This window comes from Nocardia sp. NPDC004711 (assembly GCF_053601595.1).
In genome coordinates this window covers 260,156-285,729 of the sequence record NZ_JBSGCB010000004.1, presented here as the reverse complement: position 1 = coordinate 285,729, position 25,574 = coordinate 260,156, and the positions used below count along the sequence as shown (strand labels likewise).

At 64.5% G+C, this 25,574-nt stretch carries 31 protein-coding genes and 1 pseudogene; 15 read left to right on the top strand and 17 right to left on the bottom strand.

Annotated elements, in window-relative coordinates; all coding sequences use genetic code 11:
• Nucleotides 1-117: 117 nt before the first annotated feature.
• A complete protein-coding gene (locus tag ACWEKS_RS05910) occupies nt 118-630 on the bottom strand; it encodes a DinB family protein (RefSeq protein ID WP_452339027.1) in 513 nt (170 codons plus the stop codon).
• 222 nt (nt 631-852) lie between these two features.
• Between ACWEKS_RS05910 and ACWEKS_RS05905 the strand changes: the two genes are divergently transcribed.
• Nucleotides 853-1,635: a MerR family transcriptional regulator gene (locus tag ACWEKS_RS05905; RefSeq protein WP_452339026.1), complete on the top strand. Its 783-nt coding sequence runs from the start codon at nt 853-855 to the stop codon at nt 1,633-1,635.
• A 96-nt stretch (nt 1,636-1,731) separates the two neighbouring features.
• On the opposite strand, the gene ACWEKS_RS05900 is transcribed toward ACWEKS_RS05905, so the two are convergent.
• The 3 genes and pseudogenes from ACWEKS_RS05900 to ACWEKS_RS05890 form a co-directional block, all read right to left on the bottom strand.
• Nucleotides 1,732-1,959: a hypothetical protein gene (locus tag ACWEKS_RS05900; protein ID WP_452339040.1), complete on the bottom strand. Its 228-nt coding sequence runs from the start codon at nt 1,957-1,959 to the stop codon at nt 1,732-1,734.
• Between the two features lie 91 nt (nt 1,960-2,050).
• A pseudogene (locus tag ACWEKS_RS05895) lies at nt 2,051-2,311 on the bottom strand (alpha/beta hydrolase); the annotation flags it as partial.
• A gap of 542 nt (nt 2,312-2,853) precedes the next feature.
• Nucleotides 2,854-3,477: a TetR/AcrR family transcriptional regulator gene (locus tag ACWEKS_RS05890; RefSeq protein WP_452339025.1), complete on the bottom strand. Its 624-nt coding sequence runs from the start codon at nt 3,475-3,477 to the stop codon at nt 2,854-2,856.
• A 91-nt stretch (nt 3,478-3,568) separates the two neighbouring features.
• Here ACWEKS_RS05890 and ACWEKS_RS05885 point away from each other — a divergent pair, with 91 nt between their 5' ends.
• The gene (locus ACWEKS_RS05885) at nt 3,569-4,291 is read left to right on the top strand and encodes a carboxymuconolactone decarboxylase family protein (RefSeq protein ID WP_452339024.1); all 723 of its coding nucleotides are present in this window, start codon (nt 3,569-3,571) and stop codon (nt 4,289-4,291) included.
• A 427-nt stretch (nt 4,292-4,718) separates the two neighbouring features.
• Here ACWEKS_RS05885 and ACWEKS_RS05880 read toward each other — a convergent pair whose 3' ends face one another.
• On the bottom strand, nt 4,719-5,495 hold the full coding sequence (locus ACWEKS_RS05880) for an alpha/beta fold hydrolase (protein WP_452339023.1): 777 nt from the start codon (nt 5,493-5,495) through the stop codon (nt 4,719-4,721).
• 241 nt (nt 5,496-5,736) lie between these two features.
• Here ACWEKS_RS05880 and ACWEKS_RS05875 point away from each other — a divergent pair, with 241 nt between their 5' ends.
• Nucleotides 5,737-6,360, top strand: coding sequence for a hypothetical protein (locus tag ACWEKS_RS05875; protein ID WP_452339022.1), 624 nt, complete (start codon nt 5,737-5,739; stop codon nt 6,358-6,360).
• 201 nt (nt 6,361-6,561) lie between these two features.
• Here the strand turns inward: ACWEKS_RS05875 and ACWEKS_RS05870 are convergent, their stop codons facing one another.
• Together ACWEKS_RS05870 and ACWEKS_RS05865 are read right to left on the bottom strand one after the other, a co-directional pair.
• Nucleotides 6,562-7,071: a hypothetical protein gene (locus ACWEKS_RS05870; protein WP_452339021.1), complete on the bottom strand. Its 510-nt coding sequence runs from the start codon at nt 7,069-7,071 to the stop codon at nt 6,562-6,564.
• A 179-nt stretch (nt 7,072-7,250) separates the two neighbouring features.
• On the bottom strand, nt 7,251-7,646 hold the full coding sequence (locus tag ACWEKS_RS05865; protein WP_452339020.1) for a hypothetical protein: 396 nt from the start codon (nt 7,644-7,646) through the stop codon (nt 7,251-7,253).
• Nucleotides 7,647-7,750: 104 nt separating this feature from the next.
• On the opposite strand from ACWEKS_RS05865, the gene ACWEKS_RS05860 reads away from it, so the two are divergent.
• Nucleotides 7,751-8,206 (top strand): MarR family transcriptional regulator, encoded by a 456-nt coding sequence (locus tag ACWEKS_RS05860; protein ID WP_452339019.1) that lies wholly within the window; start codon nt 7,751-7,753, stop codon nt 8,204-8,206.
• Between the two features lie 547 nt (nt 8,207-8,753).
• The gene (locus tag ACWEKS_RS05855) at nt 8,754-9,113 is read left to right on the top strand and encodes a hypothetical protein (RefSeq protein WP_452339018.1); all 360 of its coding nucleotides are present in this window, start codon (nt 8,754-8,756) and stop codon (nt 9,111-9,113) included.
• A 221-nt stretch (nt 9,114-9,334) separates the two neighbouring features.
• On the opposite strand, the gene ACWEKS_RS05850 is transcribed toward ACWEKS_RS05855, so the two are convergent.
• The 4 genes from ACWEKS_RS05850 to ACWEKS_RS05835 form a co-directional block, all read right to left on the bottom strand.
• Nucleotides 9,335-9,694: a VOC family protein gene (locus ACWEKS_RS05850; RefSeq protein ID WP_452339017.1), complete on the bottom strand. Its 360-nt coding sequence runs from the start codon at nt 9,692-9,694 to the stop codon at nt 9,335-9,337.
• Between the two features lie 502 nt (nt 9,695-10,196).
• Nucleotides 10,197-10,556: a hypothetical protein gene (locus ACWEKS_RS05845; protein WP_452339016.1), complete on the bottom strand. Its 360-nt coding sequence runs from the start codon at nt 10,554-10,556 to the stop codon at nt 10,197-10,199.
• Between the two features lie 435 nt (nt 10,557-10,991).
• Nucleotides 10,992-11,459 (bottom strand): hypothetical protein, encoded by a 468-nt coding sequence (locus tag ACWEKS_RS05840; protein WP_452339015.1) that lies wholly within the window; start codon nt 11,457-11,459, stop codon nt 10,992-10,994.
• A 4-nt stretch (nt 11,460-11,463) separates the two neighbouring features.
• Entirely contained in the window at nt 11,464-12,471 is a 1,008-nt protein-coding gene (locus ACWEKS_RS05835) for a hypothetical protein (protein WP_452339014.1), read from the bottom strand.
• Between the two features lie 823 nt (nt 12,472-13,294).
• On the opposite strand from ACWEKS_RS05835, the gene ACWEKS_RS05830 reads away from it, so the two are divergent.
• The 4 genes from ACWEKS_RS05830 (at nt 13,295) to ACWEKS_RS05815 (ending at nt 16,706) form a co-directional block, all read left to right on the top strand.
• On the top strand, nt 13,295-13,399 hold the full coding sequence (locus tag ACWEKS_RS05830) for a zinc-binding dehydrogenase (protein ID WP_452339013.1): 105 nt from the start codon (nt 13,295-13,297) through the stop codon (nt 13,397-13,399).
• Between the two features lie 11 nt (nt 13,400-13,410).
• On the top strand, nt 13,411-14,385 hold the full coding sequence (locus tag ACWEKS_RS05825) for a MaoC family dehydratase (protein WP_452339012.1): 975 nt from the start codon (nt 13,411-13,413) through the stop codon (nt 14,383-14,385).
• Nucleotides 14,386-15,010: 625 nt separating this feature from the next.
• Nucleotides 15,011-16,048, top strand: coding sequence for a fused (3R)-hydroxyacyl-ACP dehydratase subunits HadA/HadB (locus ACWEKS_RS05820; RefSeq protein ID WP_452339011.1), 1,038 nt, complete (start codon nt 15,011-15,013; stop codon nt 16,046-16,048).
• A 250-nt stretch (nt 16,049-16,298) separates the two neighbouring features.
• Complete coding sequence (locus ACWEKS_RS05815) at nt 16,299-16,706, top strand: hypothetical protein (RefSeq protein WP_452339010.1); 408 nt, start codon at nt 16,299-16,301, stop codon at nt 16,704-16,706.
• 116 nt (nt 16,707-16,822) lie between these two features.
• On the opposite strand, the gene ACWEKS_RS05810 is transcribed toward ACWEKS_RS05815, so the two are convergent.
• Complete coding sequence (locus ACWEKS_RS05810; protein WP_452339039.1) at nt 16,823-17,392, bottom strand: TetR/AcrR family transcriptional regulator; 570 nt, start codon at nt 17,390-17,392, stop codon at nt 16,823-16,825.
• Nucleotides 17,393-17,561: 169 nt separating this feature from the next.
• On the opposite strand from ACWEKS_RS05810, the gene ACWEKS_RS05805 reads away from it, so the two are divergent.
• Together ACWEKS_RS05805 and ACWEKS_RS05800 are read left to right on the top strand one after the other, a co-directional pair.
• The gene (locus ACWEKS_RS05805) at nt 17,562-18,506 is read left to right on the top strand and encodes an alpha/beta hydrolase family protein (protein ID WP_452339009.1); all 945 of its coding nucleotides are present in this window, start codon (nt 17,562-17,564) and stop codon (nt 18,504-18,506) included.
• Between the two features lie 280 nt (nt 18,507-18,786).
• Nucleotides 18,787-18,978, top strand: a complete 192-nt coding sequence (locus ACWEKS_RS05800; RefSeq protein ID WP_452339008.1) for a hypothetical protein — start codon at nt 18,787-18,789, stop codon at nt 18,976-18,978.
• A 357-nt stretch (nt 18,979-19,335) separates the two neighbouring features.
• On the opposite strand, the gene ACWEKS_RS05795 is transcribed toward ACWEKS_RS05800, so the two are convergent.
• From ACWEKS_RS05795 to ACWEKS_RS05775, 5 genes are all read right to left on the bottom strand, one after another.
• Nucleotides 19,336-20,478, bottom strand: coding sequence for an RNA polymerase sigma factor (locus ACWEKS_RS05795; protein ID WP_452339007.1), 1,143 nt, complete (start codon nt 20,476-20,478; stop codon nt 19,336-19,338).
• Nucleotides 20,475-20,882: a YciI family protein gene (locus ACWEKS_RS05790; protein WP_452339006.1), complete on the bottom strand. Its 408-nt coding sequence runs from the start codon at nt 20,880-20,882 to the stop codon at nt 20,475-20,477. Before ACWEKS_RS05790 ends, ACWEKS_RS05795 begins: the two co-directional genes overlap by 4 nt.
• Before the next feature lie 48 nt (nt 20,883-20,930).
• Complete coding sequence (locus tag ACWEKS_RS05785) at nt 20,931-21,428, bottom strand: pyridoxamine 5'-phosphate oxidase family protein (protein WP_452339005.1); 498 nt, start codon at nt 21,426-21,428, stop codon at nt 20,931-20,933.
• Between the two features lie 106 nt (nt 21,429-21,534).
• Complete coding sequence (locus ACWEKS_RS05780; RefSeq protein ID WP_452339004.1) at nt 21,535-21,897, bottom strand: DoxX family protein; 363 nt, start codon at nt 21,895-21,897, stop codon at nt 21,535-21,537.
• A 59-nt stretch (nt 21,898-21,956) separates the two neighbouring features.
• The gene (locus ACWEKS_RS05775; protein WP_452339003.1) at nt 21,957-22,451 is read right to left on the bottom strand and encodes a cupin domain-containing protein; all 495 of its coding nucleotides are present in this window, start codon (nt 22,449-22,451) and stop codon (nt 21,957-21,959) included.
• Between the two features lie 80 nt (nt 22,452-22,531).
• Here ACWEKS_RS05775 and ACWEKS_RS05770 point away from each other — a divergent pair, with 80 nt between their 5' ends.
• The 4 genes from ACWEKS_RS05770 to ACWEKS_RS05755 all read left to right on the top strand — a co-directional run bounded on the left by ACWEKS_RS05770 (nt 22,532) and on the right by ACWEKS_RS05755 (nt 25,570).
• Nucleotides 22,532-23,398 (top strand): LysR substrate-binding domain-containing protein, encoded by an 867-nt coding sequence (locus ACWEKS_RS05770; RefSeq protein ID WP_452339002.1) that lies wholly within the window; start codon nt 22,532-22,534, stop codon nt 23,396-23,398.
• Nucleotides 23,399-23,755: 357 nt separating this feature from the next.
• The gene (locus ACWEKS_RS05765; protein WP_452339001.1) at nt 23,756-24,085 is read left to right on the top strand and encodes an ArsR/SmtB family transcription factor; all 330 of its coding nucleotides are present in this window, start codon (nt 23,756-23,758) and stop codon (nt 24,083-24,085) included.
• On the top strand, nt 24,085-24,801 hold the full coding sequence (locus tag ACWEKS_RS05760) for a cation transporter (RefSeq protein ID WP_452339000.1): 717 nt from the start codon (nt 24,085-24,087) through the stop codon (nt 24,799-24,801). Before ACWEKS_RS05765 ends, ACWEKS_RS05760 begins: the two co-directional genes overlap by 1 nt.
• A 346-nt stretch (nt 24,802-25,147) precedes the next feature.
• Nucleotides 25,148-25,570, top strand: a complete 423-nt coding sequence (locus ACWEKS_RS05755; protein ID WP_452338999.1) for a nuclear transport factor 2 family protein — start codon at nt 25,148-25,150, stop codon at nt 25,568-25,570.
• Nucleotides 25,571-25,574: the final 4 nt, after the last annotated feature.

Sequence of the window (25,574 nt, the reverse complement as noted above, 5' to 3'; positions counted from 1 at the left end):
AATGCAGGACGTTCCGCTGGCCTCAGATCGCCTCGGCCGCTTGATCTTCGCTCACGTCGCGCTGGCCGATTGGGCCAGCGCGACATGCGGCATGACCGGATACCCGTGCGGTCGGCTCTACTCGCCCGTGCGACCGTCGAGTTGTTCTCGGAGCAAGTCGGCGTGGCCGTTGTGGCGGGCGTACTCCTCGATCATGTGCGTGAGGATCCAGCGCATGCTGTAGCTGTCGCCGCTGGGCTGGTGAACCCCAACCGTGTCGAGTGACTCGCAGCTGTCTACGAGTTCACGCGAGCGCGTACATTCCTCGTGCCACAAGCGAAACGACTCATCCACGTCGGCGTCTGCGACGTCGAAGTCGACATCCTGTGATCGGTCAGCCCGCCAGTGGAACGCGGGTGCGTCTGCGCCGCCGAGAGTGCGGGCGAACCAGCCGCGTTCCGCATCGGTCATATGGCGGATGAGTCCTAGTAACGACAGCTTTGACGGTGGCACCGCGTGCTGTCGCAGCTGGGCGGCCGAGAGCTCAGAACACTTCCACGCCAAGGTTTCTCGCTGGTATTGGAGAAAGCTGGTGAGCATCTGGCGTTCTCCGGCAAAGCGAGGTGGTTCTTCCCGCAGGATCGACTCCATTTGATCATCCTCGCTTGGTTCGTTCTACCCGCCATTCGGCAATAGCGCGCACTGCCGGCAGTCGTACGGTTCTCTGCTCGTTGATCTTCCGACGCCCCGCGCTGGCCGGTTCGGTAAGCGCGGTATGCAGCAATAGCGGATGTTTGAGGGACTGCATAGCCAGACTGATGTGCCTGATCTTGGGTTGACATTGACGCAACGTCAATTGGCAGGCTTATCGATGTGAACGCACAGGAGTGGTCGATCCAGGACCTGGCCAAGGCCGCTGGAACCACCAGCCGCACACTGCGCCACTACGGCGAATTGGGGTTGCTGGTTCCTCGTCGGACCGGAGCCAACGGGATGCGGTACTACGACTCGGGGGCCCTGGTCCGGTTGCAGCGGATCTTGCTGCTGAGGGAACTCGGGCTCGGGCTTCCGGCGATCGCGGAGGCACTGGCCGCCGACGGCATGGATATGACGACGACGGTCGATGCCTTGCGGATTCATTTGGACCTGCTGCGGCGAGAGCGCGATCGCATCGATCGGCAGATCTCCTCGGTCGCCACGACTGTGCTCAAACTCGAGAAAGGACAACCACTCATGCCCGCCGAATCCTTCGATGGCTTCGACCACACCCGGTACAAGGACGAGGTCATCCAGCGCTGGGGCAAGGACGCCTACGAGTCCAGCGATCGCTGGTGGCGGTCGAAGACGGATGAGCAGAAGAAGGACTTCCAGCAGACCGCCCTGGATATCGCTGCCGATTACGGGCGCGCCCATGCCTCGGGATTGTCGGTCGACAGCCCCGAGGTCCAGGACATCGTCGCCCGCCACGCGGAATGGGTGCGTGAAGGATGGCAGGGCCGCTCCTGGGGTGGCAAGCCGTTCGAAGAGGCATTCGCCCGTCTCGGCGAGATGTATGTCTCCGACGAACGATTCCGGGCCAGCTACGACATTCATGGAGTCGGCACAACGGAATTCGCCCGCGATGCCATGGCTGTCTATGGAAGAGCGAACAACTGACATCTGCAAGTACTCGGCGGTTCGCGATAGACGTCGCGGACCGCCGAAACATCTTCAACTCGGCGTTACAGGATATTCGTCAGCAAAGAGCAGGGGTCACAGGTGTGGAAGCATTTCGGGCTGTGCGAGTCGCTCGAGGGTTTGCGCGAGGCTGTTATCGGTGCGGCCGAAAACGGCGTCGAAGTAGGCCAGTAGGGATGAGCGTTGGAGGTCGATCGAGCGGCTTGGATCGATCGAGCCGATCGCGGTGTTCTTCGTGTCTTCGGGGAGAAGGCCCGCCGCGGCCACTGCTGCCACGATCGCCTGTTCGTCGGTGAAGGACATGTGGCCGGGTGCCTGTGATGCGGAGGGGCAGCTTCAGTCCGGTGTTGGTTGTCCAATACGGTTCCCAGCCCGAGTGCCCGAACCACGGCCAGGTGTCGCTGGCGAGCATCAGCAGCGGCCGATCGAGACCGTCGGTGGCGACGGAGCCGAGTACGGGGCTGTCCAGATTGACGCCGGCGGTGACGCGCGTGTCGTCGTGCATGGTTTGAGCGGTGGTCGACCCTCCGAGGGAATGGCCGAATATACCGACTTTCGTCAGGTCCAGCTGATCGGCGAGGTGTTGTGGTAGCGCAGCAGCGGCATTGGTGGAATGTCCGGCCGCGGCGGCGAGTTGATCGAGAACGAAACGCATGTCGGCGACTCGGGTCGGAAGCAATTGGTCGGACGGGACGGTCGGCGGCGAATCCACCGGCACCGCACTGTGCTCGGTGTGCCCGTCGGGGAATTGAACCGCGAATGCCTCGTGAGTGTGGTTGACGGCGACCACGACGTAGCCGTGGCTGGCAAGATCCTCGGCTTGAAAGGTGTTCAGCGCCCGGCGCCATCCACGGTGCCAGGGGCGAGGTATCGGCGTCGTCAGCTGGATACCAGATCTGCACCATCGATAACCCCGGCTGCGAGGTGGTCGGCCCAACTGGCTTGGGCTGCGGATTGGGCACGGCTGGTTGAACTTCCGAGGCCGGACCGACCGCTTTGGTCAGCCAGCGGCAGAGTAGTGCGTTTGGTCGGTTGCGTCCGAGTGCTGTGCAGCTGGCGGCGTCATGGCCATCCGGGCCTCACAGCCGTGCGCGGATCGTCACAGTCAGACACCGAACATCCCGGAGTTCACTCGTAGCCCGGTGAACTCCTCGGGAGTGTCCAGTGCTGCCGGCGTAACGGCTCTGAGGAAACCGGTTATCCGAGTGATCCGGAAAAACCGAGGCCGACGAGTTTGGTGAGGAAGCGGTCGAGTTGCTCAGTGGCGGGGGGCCAGGGCATATCGGGTTCGTTGATGCGTTGGGAGAGCATGCCGTTCACGGCGGTGCGCAGGTCGATGGCGACCGTGGTCGCGTCGTCGGCAGGGGCGAGGTTCGCGTCCATACAGCGCTGCACGGCGTCGACGGTGCGCTTGACCATCACCTGCTTGAAGGGCATGCCGAGCTTGCGGTGCACGGTGCTCTCGTGCAGAACCTTGTATAGGCCGGGATGCTGCTCGGCCCAGGCCACCTGGGCCAACATTCGCGCGCGCAGGCCGCGGCCGGGATCTCGCTCGGCGGCATCCGCTACGTCGCCGACGTCCACGAGTTCCTCATGGCAGCGCTGGGCCACCGCGAGCACCAGCGAATCCCGGTCGGGGAAGTGCAGATACACCGAGGTGGCGGCGATCCCGATGGTGCGGGCCACCGCGCGCAGCGACAGCGCCTCATCGTCGGCTAGTTCGTCGAGCATCCGCATCGCGGTCTCGACGATCTCCTCCCGGAGCATCTCGCCGCGCCCGCGGGCGTTCGGGCGGCGGCGCGGGGCCGAGATCTCGTCCATGACGAGCATTGTAACTGGACAGGCATTGCGCTACATTCATAGCGCTACAGCTGTAGCGCAACATATGTTCATAAAATGAGGAGTGGTCGCCATGACCGCAGTCACCCCACCCGCCGGCACCGATCTCGCCGCACTGGATGCGATGTTCGCGCAGATGGGCACGGCCACCGCCAGGCACGCCAACGAGATATCCGGCCTGACCGACCGGGAGAAGGCGCTCCTGCGCCTGACCGCAGACGTCTGCGCCCAAGCCCTCGGACTCCCCTTCGAACTCCACCTCCGCGCGGGACTACGGCTCGGCGTGACCACCGCGGACGTACGCGCACTGCTGCGCTTGATTTCCTACGACAGCGGCTATCACACGGCCCTGGCCGCATTCGATCGCCTCGCCGAGCTGGAAACGGCTCTGGGCCTGCCGCAACCGGATATCGCGGAACTACCCGGCGAACTGCTGACCAGCGGACCTGACGCCCCGCCGTCGCCGCTGCCGGACCCGGTGCGCACCACACTGGCCCAGCTGGATCCGCACTTCCTGGACTACTTCGATCTCCAGTCCCGGATGCGCACCCCCTCCGGTCCGGATACCCTCACGGTCCGCGAAAGAGCCTTCGCCACAATGAGTATCGATATCCACTACCAAACCCTGGGCGATACCTTCCGCATCCACGCTCAACGAGCCCTCGGCGGCGGCGCGACCGTGAACGACGTTCGAGACGTACTGCGCTTCAACGCCCAATTCGGCGCCACGCGAGTCTGGCAGGCATGGAAGGCATTTCACGCCCATGCCGCCGAGGCGGGATGGGCGCTCGGCTGACGGCGTGCCGCAACGGCATTCGACGGCCGCCGCCCGGTCTGGTGCCAGGCAGACCAGATGGCTCAGAACACACTCCATTCGCAATGAGCGGACGTCTGCTCGACGATCGAGGCAGGTTGGACTCGGACCAGCCGTCGGGGTGAATTGTGTTCGCGCCCCTGGCTTTTGGGGCATCCAGCCCACAAGCGCTCCGATAGCGCCTGCCTGACTGGACCCGATGACCAGTTTGTCCTTCCGTTTGGATAGCGGACCCAGCGTGGTCACCTTCACACTCTCGGGTGGCAAGGTGGTGGCGAAGGGGCGGTTCCCACCGACCAATTGAGTGTCAGGCCGATGCTGCGGGCGGGCGGACCCCGTCCGGAGCATCGGCGTGGATCAGCAGCGGCGTGCCCGTGCAGGACTCCGAACTGCGGCGACCGGTGAGCGGCTAGCGGAAAAATTCGCTCAAGGCGGCCGCGACCGGAGCGAAATCGTCGGGATTGTGGGTCAGCCCGGCCAGCAACGTAAACCGTGAATCAGGCAGGGCCGCATCGAGTTTCTCCATGCTTTCCGGCCCATACCGATCGCTGGCGGAGCCCGCCAGCAGCAGGGCCGGTGTGGTCGCGGTGGACCAGCGGTTCAGGTCCGGATCCATCGCGGCGAGGCATTCGAGGTCGGCGATCATCCCGGGCGCACGGGCGGCCATGGCGGCTCCCATCGCACGCAGGACGCTATCCGGAGCCGGCGGATCGATGATGGCCTTGAAGAATTCGAAGACCGCGTCGGCGGGGTGGTCGGCGACGAGCTCGCGGGCTCGGTCCAGTGTCGGTCGCAGCGGGCCACCCGCGAACGCCAGGGTTGCCTCGTACAGTGCGAACCGCCTGATGTTCGGAATGCCTGCGGCGAGTGCCTCCAGGGTGACCAGGCCGCCCGCGGAGTGTCCGAAAACGAAGCTCGGGCCGTCCTGGCGTTCGAGCACGGCAGCGAGGTCCTCCACCTGCCGGGCGAAAATGCTTGGCCGCGTGCCGTTTCCGCTCGGCGCATAGTCCCGTCGACCGACCAATACCACTCGGTAGTCGGTGGCGAGCAGCTCGGCCAGCGGCTGGTACATCTCCATAGTGACCAGCGCGCCGTGCAGGATCACCAGCGGTGGTCCGTCGCCGAGCGTTTGGAAGACGATGCGGGTGCCGTCGGCCGAGACGACGCTGTCGGTTGTTGTCCACATGGACCTATCGTGCGCGGCACATCTCTCACCGCGCTTGCGAAGACCTTGCGCCGCTGTCGCAGTCGATGTGGGAGCTACGGGCCGGGCGGAGATTGTCGAACAGAGATTGATTCCGAATGAGGGCGAGGCCGCCCGGAATTGCATCCCGCGCTCATCGGCAGAGGAGTGCGTTTCTTGCTTCGGTCCGAGCGTTTGCAACCCCACCTCGCGCGCTGATCAACTGCGCGACAGAATGTCGTCCATGCATTTCCCGGGCCGTCTTCCGTTCCGTGGCCGGATCATCTGGCTCACGCCCGAACAGGGCGGACGCTCGTCGGGCCCACCAACCACACCGGTCGATCAAGACTATGCCTCAACGGCATTCGTACCGCCGCGCACCGTGAGCAATGGGTTGGCATCGTTCGTCCTGCGGGTGGACGATCGTACGGCGTGGAACTCGCCCGCCAACGCAGGATGGTTGATAGTCGAGAACACGGGCGTGTACAGGATCCAGGTCGGCTCGGTCGTTGTCGTCACCGAGGGATCGCGTGCGGTCGGTCACTTTCACGTGGATGAAGTGCTCGACGCTGAAGTCGCGATGCCTGCAGCAGGTGACCTGATCCTGGAAGTGGAGCCGCTCACCTACTACTCCTACAACGACGAGGCGGCGTTCTTCGAATGGCTCGATAAGCTTCCCTGCGTCACCTCATATCGAGGTCGAGGCAGGGCACTGTTCATCGCCGTCAACGTCGCCGCGGTCGACGATGAAGCGTTCCGCGACCTACTCGCCCTGTACCAGCGCTACGGATTGAGCCGCGACCCGTTGCGCAGGCTAGCTCCCGAACGCTTCACGGCATTGTTCGAAACGGCAGCTCCGACCGATTAGATGAATCCTGCTGCGATATAAGGAATTCGGCAGGATAGTGCGTTCCGTCAGCCTCGAATCGGCACGGCCGATTGATCTTCCGTCGTGCCGGCGCCGGCCAGTTCGGTCAGCGTGGTCCGCGGCAACAGCGGATACTCCCAGAGGCACGAACCACCACGATGACCCTGGTCTGTCTACCTTCGGACGCCTTTGCCCGCAGTATCATTCGCTAGGTGCTGCTTCGCCGCCATCTACCACCTCATCAGCAGTGTCTGGTGCCGAGGGCGGCGCTGGCTTGGCCGTCTCGTCACGATGGGCATCGATCGCGGCAAGAAAGCGCTCCACCGATTCTATTGATGTGTCGGCCATCTGGATCCTGGTGCCGTCGGGTAGATCGACGAGAAGACCCTTGATCCGGTAGCGGGCAACCCAATCCCGCAGGATTTCCACCAGCATCTTGACCGCCCCGCCTGCCCCCAGGGTCCCGAGCACCAGCGCGGTGAGTTCCATGACCGGTTCCGGCGGTCCGGTCAGTCCCGTGTCATCATCGATGAACGCGCCATTGCCCAAACGCTTTGTGCGAGTGCTGAGGTCATCCCACAGGATGTCGCTCGTGCTGTCGTCCGCCCAATACCTGATTCGCAATGAATCCTGACGCACGACGAAGCTCACCTCGATAGCGTGCTTGGTCGGTTCTGACTGGGACCCGTTGACGTCGTCCGGCATGCTCACCGCCACAGCCTGCCATCACCGCGTCGATACCGCCCGGCGTCGGCTGGCGCCGAGTGCGCGAACCGGAAGTGACTGAAGCAGACAGCACGCTCATCGGTATTCGGCCGGCCTCGGATGGCCACGGCCAGTTGATCTTTCTGGTGGCCGCGTTGGCCGGTGCGATTGGTGCGTGTCGGGGTTCAGATGGCTGCGGATGCTCGGCGGAGGGCGGCGAGGGTGGTTTCGGGGGAAGTGTTGAAGCAGAATCGAATTCCCGGGGCTGCTTCGGCCAGGACGTTGATGATGCGCTCGAAGAGCGGGGTGTGGTCGGGGAGGGCTCGTATCGCACCGCCGATCATGACGAGGTCGAACCGCTGGTGGGCGAGCAGGGTTCGTATTTCGGTTTCGGCTTCCTCGGGTGAAGCGCCGACAAGGTATGGGGTGACATCGAATTCGGTGTCGCGCAGGGCGTCGTTGGCGGCGTCGACCCTGGCGGTCAGCTGTGCCTCGTCCAGATCGGGGAAGCGGCTGTAGTCCATGGCACGGGGGTGCAGCCCGATGGTCAGTGCCCTGGGCCGCGCAATCGGTTCGGACATTGGTTCTCCTCTGTGGAGGATGGGACCCGCGTGTTCGCATGGGACGATGGAGGTCCGGTTCGACAAAATTGCTTTGTATGCAAAGATATTTTGGAGAGAAAGGTATGTCAACGGAGCCTGGCCTGTCCTTGGACGACAGCGTTCGCGCCATGGTGCTGCTCATGCCACGGCTGATCGGGCGCGCGAAACGCCTGCCGGTCCCGGCAGCGTTGCAATCATTCGATCTGGCGCCTCGCCATCTGTCGATGCTGACCTACGTGCTGTTCGACGGGCCGCTGACGGTGAACGAGCTGGCGCAACGGCTGGAGGTGGCGCCCACGACCGTGAGTCTGATGGTCGCGGACCTCAGCCGCCAGGGCGTCGTGGATCGACGGACCGACGACAATGACCGCAGACGAACCCTTGTCACCATCGCCGATGCCCATCGAACGGCGGTCGCGGCGTGGCTCGGTGGCGCGGACCGCGGCTGGCGTACAGCCCTGGGCCCGCTGACGGCCGAGCAGCGCGCCCTCGTGATAGCGACGCTTCGCGCCTACGAGGAAGCCGTCTCCGAACACTGACAATCCCACTGCCGTGCCACCAAATAACATGCGAAACACGTCGAAGTCCGCCCGCAACTCGGCATATGATGCACTGCCGACCGACGTAAGGCGCTCAGCCCGTTGATTTCCCGAGGGCCGGGGTGAGCACCGTAGGTCAGCGCGGTATGCGGCAGAATTGGGCGTTGCCGATGTGTGCACCATACCGGCTCGGCCGGAAGAAACGGCGTCAGCGCTCGCCTGGCGAGAAACGGCTGGTACTCCGATCCGACAACGAGCTTCGACACCTGTGCCGCGCCTACTCGGAGGAGGCGCGATGCGCCGGATGCTCGAGCCGCCGAGTACTGCACTCGGCAGTTGCGGACGTTCCGTCAGCCCCGGATCGATACGGCCAGTTGATCTTTGCCTGCCCCGCGCGGGCCGGATCGGTCAGCGTGGGTAGGGGCATGTCAGGATGTTGAGCGGGGCGAGTATTCGCGCTGAACTTCAAAGTAGCCAGCAAGGAATTGTTCATGACCGACAGATCGGACGGTCTCGTGCGCATGACCCGGGGCCTCGGAAGGATCTGGTGGAGCATTCTTCACCGTTCCTGCCTGCCGGGAGCGTGATCCGGCAGGCGTTCATCTACCAGACCGCGCCGAGCTTCGCCCTGTTCGTGATCACCTATCTCACCGGGCTCACGATGTTCTGGATCAAATACCGCTGTGTAGCAGTCACTCCCGACGCCATCTATGTGCTGGAGAGCAGCAAACTGTCCGGCGGCGCCAAGCCTGTGCGTCTTATCGGCACGATCCCTCGCAATACACGGCTCGGCCCGGTCTCCGGACGATGGGGGCAGATGACGCTTCTCGGTGAGCGCGCTTGGGTTCACAAACGTTTTCATGACCAAATCGAGGCCGCCGACCACGAGGCAGGCTTCACGCGATAGGCACCAGACCCGTCGCGTCGAATCCAGGTCCCGGGCCATGCTGTGCGCGCCATTCGGTTGAGCGCTACTGCCGGCGGTCGTACGGCGCTCTCCCCGTTGATCTTCCGCCGCACTACACTGGCCGGTTCGGTCAGCGCGGTATGCAGCAACTTACAGGACGTTCGCAATGGCTTACCGCGGTCATCGATACTGCCGAAATCAGTGACAGGTTGCAGCCCGCCCTATCGTGCCTGCCTCTCAGCGCTGCCGACGTACTCGATGCCGACGTACTCGAAGATGGCACCGTCGGGATGGCGGAGAATCGCGCGGAGCCCGTTCGGAGTGGGCTGTGGGGGAGCGATTTCGCTGGCACCGGCAATCCGTGCTGCCGCAACAACCTGATGGAGGTTCTCCACAACCAAGGTCGCCGCGATATCCGCGAAGCGCGTTGCGATTTCCTCAGGACCGCTGAACAGCAGAAACGGTCCGACTGCGGCCAGCTGCAACCCACTGAACTCGAATGAGTTGGCTGCCTCGCCTGTCAGCTGTTCGTAGAACGGAATCGCAGCGTCGAGGTCATGCACTTTGTGACGCAGGGTCACCGAAGTAACTGGCACACAGGACATCGTCGCATCAAACGCACCGGTCCGCCGTTCAGCGCCGCCGATGTGAGCGCGTAGAAGAGGGAATGAATGTACTCAATTCGGCATTACCGTGCAGTGCCGACGGCTGTGCGTTACCCGAGATGGTCTCTGCCCGTTGATCTTCGAGGTCGCCGCGTGGCCGATCTGAGCCGCGCGCTACGCGGTAGGAGCGTGCGCTGCCATGCGGGCATGGACGGCCAGCCCAACCGTTCTAAACATGCACTACAGCTGAGGAATTGGCGCGAAATTGCTGTTCTACAGCGGATTGTGCGGGATTGCACCGGTCGAACGGAACTCGGCATGTGTAGACACTGGCTGGCCTCGGTTCGGCAACAGCCGGTTGATCTTCCGCGGTGCCGCGCTGACCGATTCGGTCAGCGCGACCAGCGGCAAGAGAGGACGTTCTCAAGTGTGGTCTCGCTGATGCGCTTGCTCGGCGGGTGGCTGTCGCCCGATGCGATTATTCGTGGGCGGCGATTTCGGCGCTGAGAGTCTGGACGGCTTTGTCGTACTGGTCGCGGTCGAACAGGAATGGGCCGAACGCGGTGTAGTCCCGAGTGGTGCGGTAGGGCTGTTCGAAGCAATCCCACACGACGAGGTTGCCGGTCAGGGTGACGCGGGTCAGCAGCGCCCAGCAGCCCAATTCCCCGCAACTGCAGACGAGTACGGGTGTCTTCTGTCCCGTCGTGAGGGGAGATGATCCGTGGAAATGGTCCATCGCTCGCCCGAATCGGACGAAACGTGGAACGAGACCACCGTAGACACCGCCCGCGGGCTGCATACTCGCGCTGATCTCGAAGCTGTCGATGAGATCGGTCAAGGGGATGGTGTCGATGCAAGCAATGGCCCGGCGGACATTCCCGTGTCCAGGTGGTCCTGGGCGGTAGTCAAATCTGATCTCGCTGGTGGTAGTCCGGCGCGGGCGCCGCAATCGCTTCCGATCTCGGGAAGGCAGCCGGTCTGCGCCCTCATGACGACGCATGTCGGCAGTCAGGGCCTCTCCGGGGGTCACCGGCTGAGGCGCACGGCGCCCTTTCCACACGAAACAATCACGGCCTCAACGTAACCAGCGATTGCACATCCAGCAAGGCGAACGCTGCCCGCTGTGCTGGTCGGGTGGGCGCTCATCGGCATTTCAGGGCGTTCGGCGCGCTCAGATCAGCACGGCCGGTTGATCTTCCGCTGCATCGCGGTGGCCGGTTTGGTCAGCGCGACATGAGCCATGAGGGTGTGCGACTACGCTCGGTGGGTGCTGTCAGAGCTGTAGTTCGGCGAGGACTGGGTTGGCCGCGAGCCGCGGATACTCCTCACAGAGTGAGGTCAGGACGGTGTCCCGAAAGGCCACCCATGCGTCTCTGAGCTCGGCGATGTCGCAGACCGCCTCAACGGCCGCCTCGACTGTCGAGTACGCGCACGAGATCCGGACCCTGCCGGCCTCGGGCGTGAACACGATCAGGTCGTCATTCTCAGTGAACCCAAGCCTGAAACGCTCGCCCCGTTCCATGTAGTCCGGCACTCGCTGCATCGACCAGACAAAGTCGAGCACTGGGGTCCACGACCACGGCGGGGCCAGCTCGACCCCGTCGACTATGAACGACAGGTCCGACAGGAAGTAGTACCAGCGCAGATGAACTCGGCTCACGGTCGCAAGGTCGACCCCCTCCTGGTGCTCGCGGCCATGCTCGACATATCTGCCGGACCGGAGATACTGCATCTTCACCATCAGATCACCCGCATTCGATCTCGTAGCGATACCACTGTCGGGGATTGCCCTCTTCGTGGATCCAGAGGTTTCCGTCGCGCCCGATCCTTCCTCGGGCCCAGTGTGTGGGCGGCCGACCGCCCGGCAGAAGCAGAGTCTCCCTACCGATTTCGGTGATCTCTGCATCCTGTCTGCGCGCTCGACGGATCTGCCACACGATCGCCTCGCCGCGACGATGGTGGTCCAGGAACGCGAAGGTCGATCCTGACACCGCCAGGCCGTGACATCGAGTGACCGGATTCGGTGTGATCGATCGGACTCCGCACGCATCGATCTCTACCAGCGGGAATTCGCTGTAGGGGCAAGCATGGACCAGTGACTGACCGACATTCAATGCGTAGCAGTCACACCAGTCGAGCTTGTCGCCGGTGTCGTCGAATGCGAACCAGGGATCGCTGCCAGGATCGTCCCAGCGGGCCAGGCCGGGCATATAGCTGCATGACCAGGTGCCGTCCGGGCCGAGTAATTGATATGTGGCTTCGTCGAAGTAGCTGATCCAGATCCTGCCACTGGAGTCGGTGAGCAATTGCTCGATGCCGTCTCCTGCGTAGAAGGCGCCCACGGGGTTTCCGGTGCTGTCGAAGGCTCGGACGTTGCAGGGCAAGATAACGTCGTTGGCTGGAGTCGACTGTTCGTACGTCCGACCGTAATCCGGGTGTGGAATGCGTGCGGCACCTGCGATGACACCCTCACCGAAGGCGTCGATCGTGGAGAACCACTGATCCAGGCCGTGCAGCGGAATCTCGTGAACATCGTCGCCGTCGCAGATGACGGCGGTCGCATCGAAACGCGGTATCGGCGGACTCCACGGCCCTTGCCGCCTCCACGGCAGGCCCGACGACCCATCCTGTGCGGGATCGACGAGCAAGACGAGCAATCGGCCACGGTGGTCGATCGTGGAAGCAAGAAGATCAAATCGTGCGTAGCGCTCCGGCAGGGTTGCGTGAAGCGCGAGATGGCGGCTACTGGCCACAGGCCTTTCCGGTTGTCATGCACGCGATCATGCCACAACAGAACGCTCTCGGTGCGCTCACATCTGAGCCACAGTCGGTACGAGCGCCCACAACCAGCGGCTGGCTCGGTGGCCGAGATGATCTCTGCCCGTTGATCTTCCGGCGCTCCGCGCTGGCCCGTGCGGTCAGCGCGAGATCCGGTGGCGTACGAAGACGGGCACCGGGCGCATCAGCCGAAGACAGCTGCCGGACTGTCCGGCATTCGGCATGTGCGCGCACTGTCGGCGGTCGTACGGCGCTCTGCCCGTTGATCTTCCGGTGTCCCGCGCTGGCCGGTTCGGTCAGCGCGGTATGCGGCATTACCGTGCGTTTCCTCAGCAGTGTTATGCATGTGGGTTCGGTTGCCGAGATGGGTTAGTGCACCGTCTACGAATCACGGTCGCCGAAACCCGGCAGATCGAACACGTTCAGGCACGCCGGCACCGCCCGGATCAGTGCTGGGGGTAGACCCGAGAAGCACACGCGTGCAATGGATCTCGGTGCGCTCTCGATGATCGACCACTACCGCGATGATGTCGTCGCGCGTACGGGAACTGATGCCGGGAGCAGGGGTGCACGTGGTTCTGGACCATGTTGGCGCGCCCGTGTTCGCGAACGCGATCCGCTAGCTCCGGCACTACGGCCGATACGTGAGCGCCGGGGTCACCGCAGGTCATCTCGCCGAGCTCCATCTCGGACGGGTCTTCTAGCGAGGGCTGTCGATACTCGGTGGTGTGGCGACCCGACGAACAGCGGGTTCGGCAGGTGCTCATCGAGCTGTTGCGCCTCGTCCAGTAGGGGGCGGTGACACCCGCTGTGCGCCAGGTATTCTCGCTCGAGCGCATCGCAGATGCACACCACCTGATGGAATCGTCAGATTTCTTCGGCAAGATCGTCCTCTCCGCCTGAAAGCAGGTCGCATGTTCGAATTCGTCGTTCACGGTTCGCATCTCATGCAGTTCGCGCGGGCGATCGGCGACACGGATCCGGAATTCGAGGATGTCGGTCGTTTGTCGGCGATCGAGCCCGATGCGCTCGTGGCTCCGCCGACATTCCTGATGGCTGCGGACCAGTTCGACCCCACCTGTCCGCGGCGTCCGCAACCGCACGTGCCCTGGATCGGGTCGCAGCCCCGCACGCTCGAGCAGCAGGCGTGGTTCCACTTGGAGCAGCACTTCGTCTATCACCGGCCGGTGCGTGCAGGGGATGTACTGACAGTCGATGCGCGGTCCGGCGCGGCGTGGGAGAAGAGTGGACGTCGCGCCGGCACAATGACGTTCAGCGAGACTCTCACCGACTACAGGGACGCTGACGGTGCGCTCGTCGCCAGCGCGCGCTGGGTCTCGGCCATGGTCGAGCGCAAGCCCGACGCTCCAACACCTGCGGGCAAGCCTGAGCAGTCCAGCACTTCGAGCGTCGTGAGTGGCCCGGAAGATTCTGCCGCAGCAGAACTCGTGGTCGGAAACACGTGGAGCACGGTCCTGGTCGAGGACCTGACCCGCACCCAGCTCGTGATGTACGCCGGTGCGTCCGGCGACTTCCATCCCCTGCACAGCGACGACGTCTACGCCCGTGACCACGGATTTCCCGGGGTATTTGCGCATGGCATGCTCACAATGGGGATGACCGGACGTATTATCACCGATCGCTTCGGTCATGCGAGCGTCCTGTCGTTCGGTGGTCGCATCGCCTCACAGGTCTGGCCCGGGGATAGCCTGACTGCCAGAGGTGAGATCGCAGCGCTACGCGAGAACGAGAATGGCCAAACCGTCGCGGACCTCGAGGTCGTGACGGTGAACCAGGATGGAACGCAAGTGTTCAGCGGAGAGGCGACGGTGCTACTTGAACAAGGTATGGACGCTTCCGAGGGCTCGCCGTCAGGCGCTGAGCGCTGAGCGCACGCATGCCGTCCGTTGAGTTAGCCGACCCATACTTTGCGACTATTGCTGAGGACAACGGTACGTCGAATTTGTCCAGCGGAAGAGGATCGCCCGATACAGTCATGATCACATTCGGTTCGTATGTGAATGTGCGCTCGTCGTTTTCGTCGTCGTCCTCTTCTTCGTCGTCGTCCTCGCTCTGGATGTCCAGATCGACGTAGTGGAGGAAGACAGCTGTCGCCGTAGCTGCTTGGCGGGCGTGATCGTACCCGGCGAGCCAGCAGCGTTCGGCGAGTCCGTCGCCGAGGTCGGTGAAGCGGTGGACTGAACCACGGGGTCCCGTCAACTGCACATCGCACCAGACCGATTCTCACGATCGAACGCTCATCGGCAGAAGAGGATGTTCTGGGCCGCAGGCGTTCTCGCTGTCGGTCGCGGCCGCCCTGGCCGATTCGAACCGCGCGGGTTGCGCCATGAGTGGATGTGCTTCGGGCCCTGGGCTGAGGCGTCGGCCGACTCGTCGGCAAGACCGTTTGTTCTCTTTAGCAAGCTTGCCGTCCTATGGAAGAGTGGTGCCCGCTCGTGAATTCGGCTCTGCGGATCCGGGTCTGAGGTTGGCGAACGATGAAGGGGTGGCTTGATGGAAGCAGCATTCGATGTGGCCGGGCTGATCGGCTATCGCTATCGCGTCGATGACTACTACGAAGTTGGTCGGGAGAAGATCCGCGAATACGCGCGAGCTGTCCAGGACTCCCATCCGGCACACTGGAGCGAGTCCGCTGCCAACGAGCTCGGGTTCGCCGGGCTGATCGCGCCGGCGACGTTCGCTTCGATCGTGGCGATGCGGGCCAATCGTGATCTGCTCGAGAACGTCCTGGCCGGCTACGACATGTTCGTGCACACCGACCAGGTCTTCGAGATGTACAAGCCCGTCCTGGCCGGTGACCGATTGATCAGTGATGTCGAACTGTCCTCGGTTCGCCGTGTCGCAGGCAAGGACCTGCTCACCGTCACCAATACGTTCACCGATCAGTCCGGCCAGATCGTGCAGATCATGCACACCACGATCGTCGGCATCACCGGCGATGACGTCGATGCCGACATCAGCGATGCCATCGGCGGCGTGATCATGAGCGGTTTGGAACCCGCGCCCGCGCCCGCAGCCTCGGCGCCACACGCCGGACACACACTGACCGATCAGCCTGCACAGGCCGCCGCCCGACATTCGCACGTATCGCGAACACGTTTGCCGCACACGGCAATCCGTTTCGAGGACATCGCCGTCGGCGACGAGCTACCGGCCCGGACAGTCCGACTGACGCGGGGCGACCTGGTGAACTATGCGGGAGTCGCCGGTGATGTGAACCCGATCCACTGGAACGAGGAAGTCGCTTCATTGGCCGGCCTTCCCGATGTGATCGCGCACGGCATGCTGACCATGGGCCTGGGGGCGGGGTTTGTCACCGACTGGCTCGGCGACCCCGGTGCCATCATCCGGTACGGAGCCCGGCTGTCGAACTACACCGTCGTCGGAGCTGTCTCGGCCGGGGACGTGGAGTTCACCGGGCGGATCAAATCGATCGACCCAGAAACCAGAACCGCCACAGTCGTTCTCACCGCGAAGTCCGCTGGGCGCAAGATCTTCGGTCTGGCCACCATAGACGTCCGCCTCAAATAGACGGGCGACTCCATGATGGCGCGCTCGGCGATCTGATGTGTACCGATCGCGCTCATCGGCAGAAGTGGATGTTCCTGCGCCGCAGTCGGTCTCGCCGCGGACCGGTCTGCGTTGGCCGGTTCGGTATGCGGCAAGGCAGGATTTTGGCGTCGGGATGTCATCGTGAGTTCTCGATGTCGCTGCTGATCAGCATGAACAGAGCTGGAACCATCCCGCGGCAAGAAGGTGCCCGCCACGGCATGATGGGCCCATGACGAAACCGGCGCCGTCCCAGGATGGGGTGAATGCACGAAGGTCGGCAGGGCGACTGTTCCTCGGACTGATCGTCGGTTTGGTTGGCGGGGTGGCTATTACGACGGTCGCGGCAGCCGGATTGTTCATGCATCGCACCGATACGGTTCAAACGTATCCGGCATGGTCGGCCGACAACTACGCTGCCGCGGTGAAACGAGTACATAGCCCCATGGATCTCGACCGCTACGAAGTCTGGCTCGGACGATTGGTCGACGGCGGGGTACCGCGCGGTCACGTCGTGACGATACCGCTCGCTTGGAGCACCCAGCCGCGCATCGACTGGAATCAGGACATGGTTGTCCTGCATTTCGAGCCCGGCGGTGAGATCCGTGTTCCGATGACGATGGTGCTGGATACCCGGTAGCCCAGAATCGCTTGGGGGCGTGAGGGTTCGGCGTATATCGGGTGGTTGCGGCCCGGCGGGGTAGTAGTGGCGATGCCTGGCCGGATGTGGCTGTGCACCTTCGAATTTCGCGGTCGTTACCGCCGGCACCCGTCGAGCAGCAGGCCGATGGTGAGATGCACGTCGTAGTTCGGGTCGACCATCTCTGCGCCCGCGCAGATGTCGCCGATGGCGCGCAGCAGTTGATAGGCGGAGACGTCGGCGGTGATCTCGCCGGCGTTGCGGCCGGCGGTGAGGAGACTGTCGAACACCGGCACGAGTCGGTCGAGGAAGAGTGTGTGCAGGGCGGTGAAGCTGTCGGGGTCGCTGCGCATCGCAGCGGCGAGTCCATGCTTGGTCACCAGGAAGTCCACGAACAGATCCACCCATCGACGCAGTGCGGCGAACGGTGAGGACTCCGCCGCGAGCAGAGCGGGTCCGGCCTCGGCGCAGGCGTCGATCTGATGGCGGTAGACGGCCGCGACGAGATCCGCTCGCGTGGGGAAGTGGCGGTAGATCGTGCCCATGCCGACGCCCGCCGCGGCGGAGATCTGGCGTACCGGTGCGTCCACGCCGTGGGTGACGAACACCGATGCCGCGGCATCGAGCAGGGCCCGCTCGTTCCGTCGCGCGTCGGCGCGTTTGGCCGAACTGGCGGCGGCCGGCATTCGCTCGTCGCGTGCGTCCACGTGACTTCCCTTCTTCACGGCAACGGTTGCCAATCGGAACACTGCTCCGTATATTCGGAACAGTGCTCCGCTTGAGTATATCCGCGGGTTCGCGCGGATTCTCGACCCCGCCACGGCGCAGCGCTCATCGCTATCGAAGGGAAACCTCATGCCCGGACCAGACACTGCCGCCCGCAGCGCTGTACCCGCCCTGACCACCCCGATCATCAGCGTCAAACCGGTCGTCCTGCCCGCGCCCGAACGCGGCGACGACCTGCAGGTGCGCGTATCCGCACCCATCGTCGGCACCGGTCTGCCCATCGTCGTGCTCGCCCATGGCTACGGCGAGTCGATGTCCTCCTATGACCCGCTGGTCGACTTCTGGGCAGGCAACGGTTTCGTGGTCGTGCAGCCCACATTTCTCGATTCACGGACCCTCGGCCTCACTCCGGCCGATCCGCGTTACCCGGACATCTGGCGCGTTCGAGTCCGCGACGTCACGCAGGTACTCGACCAGCTCGACCGGATCGTTGCCGCGATTCCAGGGCTCGACGAACGCATCGACCGCGACCGTATTGCCGTCGCAGGACATTCCTGGGGCGGACAGACCGTCGGCATGCTGCTCGGCGCACGCGTCATCGGCACGGACGGGCAGCCCGGACCCGATCTGAGCGATGCGCGGGTGAAAGCCGGTGTCCTGCTTGCTACTACCGGCCTCGGCGGCGACACCCTGACCCCGTTCGCCGCCGAGAACTTCTCCTTCATGAACCCTGACTTCGACAACCTGACCACACCGACCCTGGTGGTCGCGGGCGATCACGATCAATCCCATCTCTCGACCCGCGGCCCCGACTGGTTCACCGACGTCTACGCCTACAGCCCTGGAGCCCAAAGCTTGCTCACCGTCTTCGGCGGCGATCATTCACTGGGCGGAATCCATGGCTACAACGCCAAGGACACCACCGATGAAAGCCCCGACCGCGTCGCGCTGATCCGTAAGGCTTCGTGGGCCTACCTCCGCAGTGCCCTCGGAATCGATGACATGGCATGGAAGCAGGCGCAGACCGATCTCGCGCAGACAGCCGATCCGATCGGCCGCATCGACCACAAGTAGAGGTACCCATCGCAAGGCGGTGACCGGCTTCAGTGTTCTGGTAGCCAGCGGTAAGCTGCTATTGACGTCTTCCTCGGTACCCAATGACGTCTGGTCGGTGCTGCAGCTGTCGGCCCGGCTGAATGGGCGTTCCTGTCGGGACGCATGATGAACTTCATCAAGGAGCGAATCGGGTGTCGCAAAGTCGATTCGGCACGTGACGCACACGCAGACCCAGTCCGGTAGCTCGGCAGCGCCGCCCAGTACCCGGACGTCTCAAAGCTCGTTGTAAGGAAGCAAAATGTCTACCAAGATCATCAAATCCCTTGCCGCGACTGTTATTGCCGCGCCCCTGCTCGTCCTCGCCGCGCCCGCCGCAACTGCCGATTCGACTGCCACGGCGCCACCGTCGTCCTCCGCCACTCCGGTCGACGGATCGTTCGGATCAGCTACGTGGTGTATCCCCCTCGGCAGTGTCGTCTGGTGCATCTGAGTGAGCGTCTGAGAGCTCCGGTGTGGGTGCGTGACGCTCGAGATTCGAGTGAACTCCTGGCAGAGCGGTGATTGCTGAAATCAATTGCTGTACAAGGAGTTCATTCGTCGTCATTGCGTATTCCCGTGTGTTCGTCGTGCCCGAATGGCATTGCGTGGCCGCATGACCAGCAGATTCGAGCAGTGGCGTCGCGCAGTCTTCAGGGAGCAATCCCGACGACTGCCGCATTACATAATCGGCAGGAGAGGACGTTCTCGGCCGCAGTCGGTTCCGTGTGCCGGCCAAACAGTACTGGCTGCTCGCGTCCGTGCGGTGCTGCCACCCGGGAGGTCGAATGTGGTTGTGCAGCAACTGGGCTCAGCGCAGCAGCTGCCGCACCCGGGCTGCCTCGCGGGTGAGGTGGTCGCGCTCGGGCACGGTGGTGGCTGCGCGGAATGCCTCGGCGTAGAGGGTGGCGGCCTGCTCGAGGTTGCCGGCGCGTTCGTGGAGGTAGGCGCGGACTGCGGTGTGGCGGGGGAGTTCTGGGTCCAGTTCGGCAAGCGCGGCCAGGCCGGCCCGGGGGCCGTCGGCCTCGCCGACTGCCACTGCGCGGTTCAGGCGCACTACCGGGCTGTCGGTGAGGAGTAGCAGTTCGTCGTACCACTCCACGATCTGTACCCAGTCCGTTTCGGCGGTGCTCGGGGCATCGGCGTGCAGGGCGGCGATCGCGGCCTGGGCCTGGTATTCGCCCAGCCGGTCGCGGGCCAACGCGGTCTGCAGAATCGTGACCCCCTCGGCGATAAGGCCTGTGTCCCAAAGGGATCGGTCCTGGGCTGCAAGCGGCACAAGGCGACCGCCCGGGCCGGTGCGAGACGCGCGGCGAGCATGATGCAGCAGCATCAGCGCGAGCAGCCCCGCGACCTCGGGCTCGCCGGTCGAGGCGGCGAGCTGGCGGGTGAGGCGGATGGCTTCGGCCGCCAGGTCGACGTCCCCGCCGTAGCCCTCGTTGAAGACGAGGTAGAGCACGCGCAGCACCGTTGTGAGGTCGCCGGGCCGGTCGAGTGGCAGTCCCGTGATCCGCCGTTTGGCGCGGCTGATCCGTTGCCCCATAGTCGCTTCGGGGACGAGATAGGCCGTGGCTATCTGCCGGGTCGTCAGGCCGCCGACAGCGCGCAAGGTCAATGCGACGGCCGACCCGGGGGACAGGGAGGGGTGCGCGCACAGGAAATACAGCCACAGTGTGTCGTCCGTGGCGGGCACCGGACCTGCCGGAGGCTCGACCTCCATGGCGAGTTCCCGCCCCCGCCGGGATGTTTCGGCGCGGGCGGCATCGAGGAACTTGTGCCAGGCGGCCGCGACGAGCCACGCCTTGGCATCGCGCGGTGGCTCGTCCGGCCACGTTTCCAGTGCCCGGATCAGCGCCTCCTGCACCGCATCCTCGGCCGCGGCGAAGTCGGCTCCGCGGCGGACGAGGACCCCGATCACCGCGGGTACGAGTTCGCGTAGCAGCGACTCGTTCACTCGGTGACCGTGGGTGACGCGGTGAGAAACGGTCGCAGCTCGAGCCACTCCTGGATCGGCTTCCCGTCCGCGCCCGGCGCTGCGGACAGCTCGCCGGCCAGCTCGAGCGCCCGCTCGTAGGTCTCGACGTCGATGATCATCCACCCGGCGATCAGATCCTTGGTCTCCGCGAACGGGCCGTCGGTGACCGGCGGGCGACCCTCGCCGTCGGAGCGGACGAACGTGCCCTTCGGCGAGAGCGCCTGACTGTCGACGTACTCGCCGGTGGTCTCGAGTCGCGCGGCGAAGTCCTCCATGTACTGCACGTGGGCCGAGATCTCCTCCGGCGTCCACTGATCCATCGGCACGTCGTTGACCGAGGCCGGCGCGCCCCGGTAGTGCTTGAGCAGCAGGTATTTCGGCATGATGTTCTCCTCGGTTCGTACGGCCCATTCTGGCCGCGTTCGATCGGTTCAGGCGCTCTGACGCTCGGCCCGTTGCCGGACCAGTTCTTCGACCGCGGTCGGGAGGGTGGTTTCGAAGTCGATGAGTTTGACCCACGTCGGGGTGATGACAATCCGGACCATGCCGTCGTACAGCGAGCGAACCTCGGCCTCCCACTCGACCCGCTGCTCCGGGGTCATCTCGTAGCTGCCGTTCATCCGCAGATACTCCTCCGGGATGCCATCCACCACATCCATCTCTGCTCGACCGCGGATGAACAGGATCTTCGGCGGATGCACCTCGGTATCGATCGTCAGCGCGACCTCCGGGTTGCGCCGCAGGGAGGGCAGCTTCGGAGCATTCTTCGTGGTGCAGACGACGATCTCCGAGCCGTTCCAGGTGAATGCGATCGGGATGTTGCGAGGCGTGCCGTCCTTGGCGACATAGGCCATCCGCAGCAGGTCGCGAGCCAGCAGCTCCTGGCTGATCGGGAGGTTCAGGATCGCGGTGATCTCGTTCGCTTGCATGATGTTCGCTCCTTCGTCGGTGTCGTCGAGGCCCGTTCGCCTCCGTACCCTGGGACGGAGCCGCCCGGGCGTTCTCGACATCCACGACTCGAGAATTTCCGGACTTTCACATCCAGGTGGTCGCGAACAAAACGGTCACGGCTGCTGTGAGAAGAAGTGCGATGTTGAGGGCGACTTTTCGATCTCCGCCGGTCAGGTGGACCGGGATCGCACCGAATTGCAGGAGTGCGAACCCACCGGCCGCGATCGCAGCGAGCCAGGGCGCGACGCCGGTCAGGGGTGGAAGGATCAGCCCGAGCGCGCCGAGTACTTCGAGCACGCCGATGGCGCGGACGGCGGGTAGGGGTGTGCGGTCCACCCAGGCCATCATGGGCCGGAGTCGATCCCGGCTTCGGGTGATCTTCAGTGCGCCCGCATACAGGTAGAAGAGCGCGAGCAGGCCGGCGGCGATCCAGAATGCGATGTTCACAATTCCTATCCAGTGGTGACATCAGTGACCGTGACGAAAGCGCCTCGGTCCGCTGGGGTTCAGGTGAAGTCGGTGGCCGGTGCGGTGGCGTAGTGGCTCATCACGTCGATGTTCACCTGTGGTGTCAGTTCCCGGCCGTCGGCGATCATGTCCTGTAGGTCGCGGAAATACTGCACATACAGGTCGGGTGTGAAGGTGCTGAGCATGACGGCCGGTTGGCCGGTGATGTTGGCGAAGGTGTGCGGGGCGCCGGGTGGGACCATCACCAGCGTGCCCGGGGTCGCGTCGTAGACGGTGTCGCCGACGGTGAACCGCACCGTGCCGGAGATGATATAGAAGCCTTCGTCGTGCTGGGCGTGCCGGTGCTGCGGGGGTCCCGGAGTGTAGGGGGCCACGACGGATTCGGCGAGTCCGAGACGGTGGCCGGTATTGCTGCCGTCCTCGAGGATACGCATTCGCGTGGCACCCAACATGATCACCTCACCCTCGCCGGGACGCACTATCGAAACCGCTGTGGCGGAGTTCGTTTCGTCGCTGTGTGCTTCGTCGGTCATATTTCGATTGCACCGCCGAGACACCGGAGGTGTCCAAGACCTGTTCCGCGATCCCGATACCGGACGGGTATCGTGCCGGTGTGGAGCTACGTACGCTGCGTTACTTCGTAGCTGTCGCCGGGGAACGCCACTTCGGTCGCGCCGCCACCCGGCTGCACATGAGCCAACCGCCGCTGAGCCGCGCCATCCGGCAACTGGAGGCGGAAGTCGGTGCCGCCCTTTTCGATCGGTCGCCCACCGGTGTCGATCTCACCCCGGTCGGGGCGGTGCTACTCGACGAGGCGCGTGCTCTGCTCGAGCAGGCCGACCGGGTCAGCGTGCGGGTGGCCGCCGCGGCCGGAAACGCGATCCTCACCGTCGGCATCCTGGGTGACGCCGCCGACCCCGGCATCACCAGACTGGCTGCCGCTTACCGCCACCGGCATCCCGAGGTGGACATCCGTATCCGCGACACCGACCTCACCGACCCCACCTGCGGGCTGAAGGCCGGACTGGTCGACGTCGCCGTGACCCGTGCACCGTTCAACGACACCGCCCTGACCGTCCGTGAACTACGTGCCGACCGCGTCGGAGCCGTACTACGGGCCGACGACCCGCTGGCTCACCGCGACCACCTGAAACTGACCGACCTGGCCGACCGCCGCTGGTTCCAGTTTCCCGCCGGCACCGACCCCCTCTGGCAGACCTACTGGAACGGTGGCGAACCGCGCGAGGGCCCGGTCGTGCGGGTCGTTCAAGAATGTGTGCAAGCCGTGCTCTGGAACGGCACCGTCGGCATAACTCCGCTCGGGCACAACGTGCCCGAGGGACTGGCCGTGGTCCCGCTGATCGATATGGCGCCGAGCAGGGTGGTGGTGGTCTGGAACGAGGGCGACGCCAACCCATTGATCCGATCGTTCGTGCAAACAGCAACGGCCGCATACCTCGATCCCCCCTCTCGGCGGTGAATGCGACTCGGTCCACGAATTGACCCAACTCGGCCCCCGAACAGCCAGTATGGCTCGACACGCACTGGAATCGGCTACTCGAGCCTGGTGGTAAGTCCGAGGTACCCGTGCGAATCTCTCTAATCGGCTGCCCGCCAGCGGTTTTGGTGTGGCTTGCGTCCCATCGGGTCACCGTGCGGGTGTGGCCGATGGGGTTTGCTCCGGCTCGGTCGGCGGGCTCAGATGCCCCCTGCCCGTTGATCTTTGGGGCCCTTCATCGCCGTTCCACGGCGGGCGGCCGCGGCAAGAGCTCGCGTTGGTCGCGCCTTCTCATGATTCATGATTTTCTGAATACAGATTCTTCTGTACTGTCATGGTGTGGATACCCTGCTGCGTCGCGATGCGCTGGCCCGCTTCGGGCACGCCTTGTCGGACCCGACTCGCACCCAGATCTTGTTGAGCCTGCGCCGGGCGCCGGCGTATCCGTCCGATCTGGCCGAGCAGATCGGGGTGTCGCGTCAGATTCTGTCGAATCACCTTGCGTGCCTGCGGGGTTGCGGGCTGGTGGTGGCGGTGCCGGAAGGGCGGCGCTCGCGATATGAGCTGGCGGACGCTCGGATCGGGCGGGCTCTCGATGATCTGACGGGGCTGGTGCTGGCCGTCGATCCGGCGTGCTGCCCGGACTCGGGCACCGAGGGGTGCTGCTGATGCCGCAGTCGCTGGGAATGCCGTCGCTGCCTGCGGTGGTGGAAGTGGGGCCTGCGTCGCAGCGGCGGGCGTTGCTGGCGCGTCGTATTCGCTGGTTCGTGGCCGCGACGATCACCTACAACGTCGTCGAGGCGATCATCGCGCTGAGTGAAGGCAGGCGAGTGTCGTCGACGGCGTTGATCGGGTTCGGGTTGGACTCGGTGATCGAGGTGTCTTCTGCGGCCGCGGTCGCGTGGCAGTTCACCGGCCGCGACCCGGAGAAGCGGGAGAGGGTCGCGCTCCGGGTCATCGCGTTCTCGTTCTTCGCCCTGGCTGCCTACGTCAGCGTCGACGCGATCAGCGGCCTGCTCGGGGTCGGGGAGGCTCACCATTCCGCGATCGGCATCACCCTGGCAGCGGTGAGCCTGGCGGTGATGCCGGTGCTGTCGTGGGCCCAGCGCCGTGCAGGGCGTGAACTCGGATCCGCTTCCGCGGTGGCCGATTCCAAGCAGACGCTGCTGTGCACTTACCTGTCGGCGGTGCTGTTGGTGGGACTGCTGCTCAACAGCCTGTTCGGCTGGTCGTGGGCCGACCCGATCGCCGCACTCGTCATCGCCGGTATCGCGGTGAAGGAAGGCATCAACGCCTGGCGCGGCGACACCTGCTGCCCGGCACCGGCCGCGTCCACCACGAACCCCGACACCGCGGCGCGCGACTGCGCTTGCTGCGACGACTGAGCCACCCCGCAGGACAACGAGAGGCTGCAAGGTCATACCCCTACGGCAACGATCTCCGGACCCGCGGTGGTGATCGCGAACGCAGCCCGCAGCGGATGCCCGGCGCGAGTGTCGCCCTAGGCGCCGTCGACGCCGCCGGCTCCCGGTACTGGCACCAACAGCTCTACCAGCGCGAAATGCCGGCCGCGAGGTCCGTTTCCCGCCCGGCGATGGACGCACCTGGAACGCGCGCACATCGTCGTGTCGCAGCCGACTGTTGACCAATCCGAGTGCGGGTAAAGGTAATTGTCCCGATCAGCGAGACGACCACGGGTCGGGAGGTGGGTTCGGCCGTTACGGTCCGGCAATGACTAGCGAACGGCATGCAGTTATCGCTCTACTCCACAGGTATGCCGATGCGCTCGACCGGCGTGACTGGGCGGGCCTCGACGGCGTGTTCGCGCCCGATGTGAAGGCGGATTACGCGGGGGCCGAAATCGTCGACGGCCGAGACAATCTCGTCAGGATGATTCGTGGATATCTCGACAAGTGCGGTCCCACACAGCATTTGATGGGGCACGAGCAAGCGGCTGTCGACGGCGAGCGTGCCACGGTGTCGGCGAAGATGCGGGTCCACCATATCGGTGCGAATCGACCGGATCTCGTGTTCGAAGTGTTCGGTTGGTATCACGCCGAGGCTGCCTACACCTCGGACGGGTGGCGGATCGTGGGCTGGCGGCAAGAGGTCACCCACGAGGTCGGGACCCACGAGGTGTTCGGCCGTGCGTAGGCGA